The following is an 8,343-nucleotide window of genomic DNA, read 5'->3' as shown; positions in this document are numbered from 1 at the left end:
GGCGGACCCCCGGTGCCCGGAAACCTTCCGCACATGTCCGAAGATTTACAGCTATGCACATCCGCACCCCTGAACAGTTCCCGTACCGCGTCGTCCGTGAGGACCTGTGGATCCCCACGCCGACCGGCGAACACCTGTACGCGCGCGTGTGGCGGCCCGTCACCGAGCAGCCCGTCCCCGTACTCCTGGAGTACCTCCCCTACCGGCTGAGCGACTGGACGGCCCCGCGCGACGCCCAGCGCCACCCCTGGTACGCGGGGCACGGTTACGCCTCCGTCCGCGTCGACGTGCACGGCCACGGCAACGCCCAGGGCCTGCCCGGCGACGAGTACGACGAGCGCGAGCTCGCCGACGGCGAGGCCGTCATCGCCTGGCTGGCCGCCCAGCCGTGGTCCAGCGGCAAGGTCGGCATGTTCGGCATCTCCTGGGGCGGCTTCAACAGCCTCCAGCTGGCCGCACGCGCCCCCGAAGCCCTCAAGGCGATCGTCACCGTCTGCTCCACGGACGACCGCTACGACAACGACGTGCACTACATGGGCGGCTCCGTCCTCGCCGTGGACATGCACGCCTGGGCCTCCACCATGCTCGCCTTCGCCTCACGGCCCCCGGACCCCGCGCAGGTGGGCGACGCCTGGCGGGACATGTGGCTGCGCCGCCTGGAGGCTCTCGACCCGTTCATCCACACCTGGCTGGACCACCAGACCCGCGACGACTACTGGCGGCACGGCAGCGCCTGCGAGGACTACGCCGCCATCGACGCGGCCGTCCTCGCGGTCGGCGGCTGGCACGACCCCTACCGCGACACCGTGCTGCGGCTGGTCGAACACCTGCCCGACGAGAGTGGCGCTCCGGTACGCGGCCTGATCGGCCCCTGGTCGCACCAGTACCCGGACCGCGGCCTGCCCCCGGGACCCGCCATCGGCTTCCTCCAGGAGACGCTGCGCTGGTGGGACCAGTGGCTCAAGGGCGAGGACACCGGCGTCATGGACGAGCCGCTGCTGCGCTCGTGGATCAGCGAGTCGCACCCGCCCGCGACGGTCTACCGACAGCTGGAAGGGCGCTGGGTCGGCGATCCGGAATGGCCCTCCCCCGCCGTCACCATGACGCCGTACGAGCTGCCGGGCAGCGGCCCCTTCGTAGTGCGCTCACCCCAGCACACCGGGGTGGACGCGGGGCGCTTCTTCCCGTTCGGGAACGAGGCCGACCTGCCGCCCGACCAGCGCGAGGAGGACGGGCGGTCCGTCTGCTTCGACTCCGCGGTGCTGGACGGCCGCGTGGAGGTGCTGGGACGGCCGCGGGTGCGGCTGCGCCTCACCAGCCAGGTCCCCCGCGGCCAGGTCATCGCGCGCGTGTGCGACGTGGCACCCGACGGCTCGTCCACCCTGGTGACCCGAGGCGTGCTCAACCTCTCGGCCCGGCACGGACGCGACCGCGTGGTGGAGTGGGAGCCCGGCGCGACGGAGGACGTGCGCTTCGAACTCAACGGCATCGGCCACGTGTTCCCCGCCGGGCACCGCATCAGGATCGCGCTCTCCTCCGCCTACTGGCCCTGGATCTGGCCCCAGCCAGGGAGCGAGGCCGGCTGGGTGCTCGACCCCTCCCGAAGCACCCTGGAACTGCCCGTGCGGAACCCGGCGGCCGACGAGGGCGCCCCCGCGATCCGGTTCGAGGAACCCGAACAGGCCGAACCCCTGGGCGTGCGCTACCCGGACGCCGAGAGCGGCCAACAGCGGCCCGAACGGCGCGTCGTACGCGACGTCGCCGCCGGCCGGTGGCGGCTGGAGGTCGACCCCCGCTACGGCGGCACCCGTATCTACCCGGACGGGCTGGAGTTCACCGAGAACGCCCTGGAGACCTACGTCATCGACGAAGGCGACCCGCTCAGCGCCCGCGCCGTCTCCGAGTGGGAGGTCGGGCTGCGCCGCCCGGAACTGGACTGGCACGCGCATCTGCGCACGCGCTCCGAACTCCGCGCCGATGAGACCGACTTCATCGCCGTGAACGAGGTCACCTGCTGGGAGGGGGAGACCGAGGTGTTCTCCCGGACATGGGAGCGGCGGATCAGGCGCACCGCCGGCTGACCCCGGCGATCCGCTACCGGTCCGCTACCGGCCCCGGCCGGTCCGCTGCCGGTCCGCTGCCGGCAGCGGGCCGGCCGGGGCCGGCGTCGGGCACGGAGGCGGATGCCGGGTGCATCGCCCTCGTCCGGCGGTTGGGCTCTGGGCACGGGCCCGGTTCGCCGCCGCGCGGGTGAGATCGCCCCGCTGGGCGCGGACGGCCAGCGGGTCGGCCGGCAACGAGCCGTAACCGGTGGCGGCCCACAGGCTCCGCTCCGGCGGGATCCCGCCCGACGGCAGCGGTCAGCCGGAGACGTCGGACACGTGGAAGCGCTCCCTGACGTGCTGGACGAGGCGTCGGTCCTCACTCGTGGCGGCACGGCCGAGAGGGCCCGGCGACTCGCGGTACGGCACCGGGACGCCGTCGGTCCCCGGCAGCAGCAGGCCGCGCGCCCGCTCGGACCCGGTGGCCGCCGCGCGGCAGGCCGCACACCCGGCCGCGCGTTCGGCCGAGCGCCCGGCCGCGCGTGGGGCAGGCTCGTGGGTACCGTGCAGCGGGTTGACGGAGCACAACCGGCGCCGCGCCGCCTCCCGGCCGCTCGTACCGAGTGCCGCGCGGCCCGCTCGGACCAGCACGAGCGCCGCCGCGAGGTCGCCCATGTCCGCGTCCGCGTCGATCCGTCCGTCGCACTGGCGGTCGAGCAGGAGCACCGCGGCGTCCAGGCAGGCCCACACGTGCCCCCTGACGGCCTTGTCGAGTCGCGCTTCGGCGGCGGCGAACGCGGCGGCGAGTTCTTCGAGTTCCCGCCCCGCGGCCCGGCGGAGCCGGCGGCGGCGCGGACGGGCGGGCGCGTGTCGCCCTCCCGCTTCGGGGACGGCCCGGGCGGCCGGGACCCACAAAAGCGCGCCGGTGAGACGTCCGCCCTCGCGTCTCCGCCGGCGGGCGGCGAGCGTGCCCCAGCCGGCCAGTACCAGCCCGGCCGCGCCGCCGGCCGCGGGACGGTAGGCGCCGGAGTCGACCGGCTGAAGAGACGTGTCCTCGGGCCTGTCCACCCGCCCGGCGTCCTCGGGACTGCCCTGCGGGCCCTGGGGTACGTCCTCGACGTGCCGGGCCAGCACGGTGATCCGGCGTCCCAGCGCCGGTTCTTCGTCGCTGTCCTCGGGTCCGTAGCGGATCCAGTCTCCGTAGTCGTCCAGTTCCTCGGCGGCGAGCTTCACACCGTAGTTGGCGACGGTGACCTCGAACCCGTCGAACCCGTCGCCTCCCGCGAGGAGGTAGAGACCGTCCTCGCCGAGAGTCGCGTGCAGCCGGTGCAGGAAGAGGTCCGCGTCACCGCCCGACTCGTCCTCGTCCGCCAGCGCCGGAAGAACGACCAGCCGGGCGGGCACCTCCAGCGCGGACAGCCGCTCCCGAACGGCGGACAGTTGGCTGCCGTCGAGCGCCGCAGGCGACTCGGGGTCCTGGTAGACCGGTGCCCGGCGCAGCCCCTCCGCGACCCGGTCCGCACGCAGTTGCAGATCGTGCGCGGTCGGCCGGGCCGACGGAACGGCCTTCTCCCCCTGCGCGGTGGCCACCGCTGCGGAGTGCACGAGCACGGCGGCGCCGATCGCGCACACGAGCGGCACCCCATAGCCCAGAATGCCGCGCCCGTGACCGCGGTGGCGCCGGTAGACCGTGCAGCCGACGGCGAGGACGAGGAGCGGCACCCCGCCCGCCAGGGCACCCGCCACACCTGAGCGGACGGCCCGGGCCTCGCGCGTGGCGTAGAGCGGCTCGGGACGTTTCTCGTCGACGAGGCGTTCCTCCTCCGCCTCCGACGCGCGCGCGGCGGCCTGTGCCCCGCTCTGCCCCACGATGTCCACGAACCGGGTGAAGACATCCAGCGCCGTCGCGTCCGAGGGCATCTCCCACCCCGCCGCCCGCGCCGCGTCCTCGGCCGGGGCGGACACCCCGTGGGCTACGGCCTCCACCTGGTCGCCGGACGTGCCGTCCACCATGACGTAGAGACCCCTGCGGCCCAACTCCCGGTGCACGGCGCCAAGAAGCTCGCGCGCGTCGAGAGCGGTGTGGAACGGGACCACGAGGACGTAGGTCGGAACGCCGGTGCGCGCGGCCTGCGCGGCGAAGCGGGGCGCGGCCGAGCGGGGCTGGGCGAACGGGATCTGGTCCGAGACGTACACCGGGCCCGCACGCAGCCGCCGCGCGAACCATGCGGCCTGCCGCGCCGGCCCGTCGGCCTCCTGACCCGTCAGCGCCTCGGTGGATGCGGCGGCTGCCGCGGTCGCGGCGGCCTGCCCGGGGCCGAGCACCACGCCCAGCGACAGGACGGCGGCGACCAGGACGACGCGTCGCACGGCAGCCCTCCCCCCCCCTCACACCTTCGCGAGCATCCTAGGACTCGGACTGGGACTCGGGCCTCGGGCCTCGCCGGGCACGGGGCAGGGACAGGGCCGACAAGCTCGCGCACCGGTGTTCCCGCGTCACGCTCCCTCATAGTGTGACCTCCATGAGTGACACTCTCTTCGGCCCGGACAACCTTCCGTACGGCCTCTTCAGCACACCGGACGCGCCAGGCCACCGCCGACTCGGCGTCCGGTTCGGCGACGACGTGCTCGACCTGGGCGCGGTCGCCGCCGCGTTCGGCTCCGCCCACACCGAGGTGCTGCGAGCGCCGTCGCTCAACGCGCTGATGGCCGCGGGACGCCCCGTCTGGCAGGCCGTACGCGCCGAGGTGCGCGCCTGGCTGACCGACGAGACGCACCGCGAGACGGCCGCGCGCCACCTGCTGCCCCTCGACGGGGTGCGCCTCCACCTGCCGTTCGAGGTCGCCGACTACGTCGACTTCTACGCCAGCGAACACCACGCCACCAACGTCGGCCGCATCTTCCGCCCCGACGGCGACGCGCTCACCCCCAACTGGAAGCACCTGCCCATCGGCTACCACGGGCGGGCCGGCACCGTCGTCGTCTCCGGCACGCCCGTCACCCGCCCGCGAGGACAGCGCAAGCCCCCGAACGAGCCGGTCCCGGCCTTCGGCCCCTCGCAGCGGCTGGACATCGAAGCGGAGGTCGGGTTCGTCGTCGGCACCCCCAGCGCGCTGGGCACCCCCGTCGAACTGGCCGACTTCCGCGAGCACGTGTTCGGCGTGACACTGCTCAACGACTGGTCGGCCAGGGACATCCAGGCCTGGGAATACGTCCCGCTGGGTCCCTTCCTCGGCAAGTCCTTCGCCACCACGATCTCCCCCTGGATCACCCCCCTCGACGCCCTTGACGCCGCGCGCGTGGCCCCGCCCCCACGCGACTTCCCCCTCCTGCCCTACCTGGACGACTCCGCCGACGGCATCGAACCCGGCGGCTACGACCTGCGCATGACCGTGCGGCTGAACGGCCACACCCTCGCCGAACCGCCCTTCTCCACCATGTACTGGACAGCCGCCCAGCAGCTCGCCCACATGACGGTCAACGGCGCCTCACTGCGCACCGGCGACCTGTACGCCTCCGGCACCGTCAGCGGAGCCGAACCCGCCCAGCGCGGCTCGCTCCTGGAGCTGACCTGGGGCGGACGCGAACCCCTGGAACTCCCCGACGGCAAGCGCACGTTCCTGGAGGACGGCGACGAGGTGACCCTCACCGCGTGGGCACCCGGACCGGACGGAACCCGCATCGGCCTGGGCGACGTGACGGGCCGGGTGACACCCGCCGAGTGACGCCCACCGCATGGCGGTCGCCGGGTGCCCCCCCGGCCGGTGGTGGCCGTCGGCGACGGCCACCACCGTGCGTCACGGCTACGGCGAAGCCTCGGTCCCCGCCCACAAGGACTCGGGGTCGGTTCCCTCCCACGGGGACTCGGGGTCCGCTTCCGCCCCCGGGTCGGTTCCGGGCCACGGTGACCCAGGGTCGGCTTCCCCCGGTTCGTCCGGCGCGGTCCCGGAGTCGGCAAGGGCGGTCCCGGAGTCGGCAAGGGCCCCGGCCACCGGCTCCGCGCCGTCGCCCACCGGCCCCTCCGGTGCCTCCGGTCCCGCGGAGTCCCCTTCCACCGCCGCGGAGGCCTCCACCGCCGCGGAGGCCTCCCCCGCCGCTGCCAGCGCGGCCAGCAGGCTCTCGCCGTATGTGGCGAGCTTCTTCTCGCCCACCCCGGCCACACCGCCCAGCTCGCCCAGCGAGCCGGGACGCTGCACGGCGATCTCCCGCAGCGTGGCGTCGTGGAAGACGATGTAGGGCGGCACACCCTGCTCCCGCGCCTGCTCGGTGCGCCAGGCACGCAGCGCCTCGAAGAGCGGCTGGGCCTCCTCGGGGAGGTCGGCAGGGGCCTGGCGCTTCGCACCGCCGCCCCGGGGACCCGCGCCCGCCCCCGACCGGGAGCCCGACGCCCGGTCCGGCACCGGATCCTTGCGCAGCCGCACCTCCCGCTCTCCGCGCAGCACCGTCGCACTCGCGTCGGTCAGCACCAGCGTGCCGTGCTCCCCCTCGATCTCCAGCAGCCCATGGGCGATCAGCTGGCGGACGACGCCCCGCCACTCGCCCTCCCCCAGCTCCGCGCCGACTCCGAACACGGACAGCGCGTCGTGATCGAACTGGATGACCTTGGCCGTCTTACGGCCCAGCAGGATGTCGACGATCTGGCCCGTGCCGAACTTCTGCCCCCGCTCCCGCTTGAGCCGCACCACGGTGGACAGCGCCTTCTGGGCCGGAACCGTGCCGTCCCACGACTCGGGCGGCGTCAGACACGTGTCGCAGTTGCCGCAGGCCACCTCCGCCGCGCCCGCCGCCGGCTCCTGACCGAAATAGGCCAGCAGCTGGGCCCGCCGGCAGCGGACCGTCTCGCACAGGGACAGCATCGCGTCCAGATGACTGCGCGCCCGCCGCTGGAAGGCCACGTCGCCCTCGCCGTTCTCGATGAGCTTGCGCTGCTGCACGACGTCCTGGAGGCCGTAGGCGAGCCAGGCCGTCGACGGCTCCCCGTCGCGCCCCGCGCGGCCCGTCTCCTGGTAATAGCCCTCCACAGACTTCGGCAGATCGAGGTGGGCGACGAAGCGCACGTCCGGCTTGTCGATACCCATGCCGAAAGCGATGGTCGCGACCACGACCAGGCCGTCCTCCCGCAGGAACCGCGCCTGATGCGCGGCGCGCGTGCCCGCGTCCAGCCCCGCGTGGTACGGCACGGCCTCCACGCCACTGCGGCACAGGAACTCGGCGGTGCGCTCGACCGAGTTGCGGGAGAGGCAGTAGACGATGCCCGCGTCGCCCGCGTGCTCCTCCTTGAGGAACCGCAACAGCTGCTTCTTCGGATCCCGCTTGGGGACGATGCGGTACTGGATGTTGGGGCGGTCGAAGCTCGCGACGAAATCCCTCGCCTGCTCCAGCCCCAGCCGCTGGACGATCTCCTGGTGGGTGGCGCGGGTCGCGGTGGCCGTCAGCGCGACGCGAGGCACGTCGGGCCAGCGCTCGCCGAGCATGGAGAGCGAGAGGTAGTCGGGGCGGAAATCGTGACCCCACTGAGCGACACAGTGCGCTTCGTCGATCGCGAAGAGCGACACCTTGCCGCGCTCCAGCAACGCCGTCGTCGCCTCCAGCCGCAGCCGCTCCGGCGCCAGGTAGAGCAGATCGAGCTCACCCGCCAGGAACTCGGCCTCCACCACGCGCCGCTCCTCGAAATCGAGCGTGGAGTTGATGAACCCCGCGCGCACGCCCAGCGCGCGCAACGCGTCCACCTGGTCCTGCATCAGCGCGATCAGGGGCGAGATCACGACACCCGTGCCCGGTCTCACCAGCGCCGGGATCTGATAGCACAGCGACTTGCCGCCGCCGGTCGGCATCAGCACGACCGCGTCGCCACCGTCCGTGACGTGCTCGATCACGGCTTCCTGCCGGCCGCGGAAGGCGTCGTACCCGAAAACCTTACGCAGCACGCGCAGCGCAGCCGTCTCGGACGCCCCGCCAGAACCCTCGGCACTCTCCTGAAGCATGCCCGCCACGATAGGCGGGGCCGGTGACATGTGCGGCCCCGCCTGTGGATAAGTCCCCCACCGGCGGCACCCCACCACGACCGCGCGCCCCATGCCTGCGCCCGCCGGGCCCTCGCCGCCGTTGCGGCGAGGGCAGCAGGGAGGGCCGCTTGGCACTCAGCGCCAAGGTGGGGGCGGTATGGATGGATTCTGGGCGGTTTGGGGGCCCCCCCCCCCCCCCCCCCCCCCCCCCCCCCCCCCCCCCCCCCCCCCCCCCCCCCCCCCCCCCCCCCCCCCCCCCCCCCCGTGACATGTGCGGCCCCCCCTGTGGATAAGTC

4 protein-coding genes are annotated in these 8,343 nt (G+C 74.0%); 2 read left to right on the top strand and 2 right to left on the bottom strand.

Translation table 11 applies throughout. From position 1 onward, the window contains the following. Positions 1–53 precede the first annotated feature (53 nt). Positions 54–2,081, top strand: coding sequence for a CocE/NonD family hydrolase (locus AB8Z75_RS27680; protein ID WP_369206661.1), 2,028 nt, complete (start codon positions 54–56; stop codon positions 2,079–2,081). Between the two features lie 279 nt (positions 2,082–2,360). On the opposite strand, the gene AB8Z75_RS27675 is transcribed toward AB8Z75_RS27680, so the two are convergent. Continuing rightward, a complete protein-coding gene (locus AB8Z75_RS27675; RefSeq protein ID WP_369206659.1) occupies positions 2,361–4,412 on the bottom strand; it encodes a hypothetical protein in 2,052 nt (683 codons plus the stop codon). Positions 4,413–4,564: 152 nt separating this feature from the next. On the opposite strand from AB8Z75_RS27675, the gene fahA reads away from it, so the two are divergent. Beyond that, positions 4,565–5,767 carry a fumarylacetoacetase gene (gene fahA / locus AB8Z75_RS27670; protein ID WP_369206657.1) on the top strand — a complete coding sequence of 401 codons (1,203 nt, stop codon included), beginning with the start codon at positions 4,565–4,567 and terminating at the stop codon, positions 5,765–5,767. Positions 5,768–5,845: 78 nt separating this feature from the next. Here fahA and recQ read toward each other — a convergent pair whose 3' ends face one another. Further along, complete coding sequence (gene recQ, locus AB8Z75_RS27665; protein ID WP_369206655.1) at positions 5,846–8,026, bottom strand: DNA helicase RecQ; 2,181 nt, start codon at positions 8,024–8,026, stop codon at positions 5,846–5,848. Positions 8,027–8,343: the final 317 nt, after the last annotated feature.

This window comes from Streptomyces sp. PU-14G, from assembly GCF_041028275.1.
Taxonomy (GTDB): Bacteria; Actinomycetota; Actinomycetes; order Streptomycetales; family Streptomycetaceae; genus Streptomyces.
This window is presented reverse-complemented; position numbering and strand designations above follow the sequence as displayed.

Bases quoted from the DNA above. Each gene is read 5' to 3' on its own strand.
- AB8Z75_RS27680 (WP_369206661.1), top strand. From the start codon at position 54: ATGCACATCCGCACCCCTGAACAGTTCCCGTACCGCGTCGTCCGTGAG.
- fahA (WP_369206657.1), top strand. From the start codon at position 4,565: ATGAGTGACACTCTCTTCGGCCCGGACAACCTTCCGTACGGCCTCTTC.
- recQ (WP_369206655.1), bottom strand. From the start codon at position 8,026: ATGCTTCAGGAGAGTGCCGAGGGTTCTGGCGGGGCGTCCGAGACGGCT.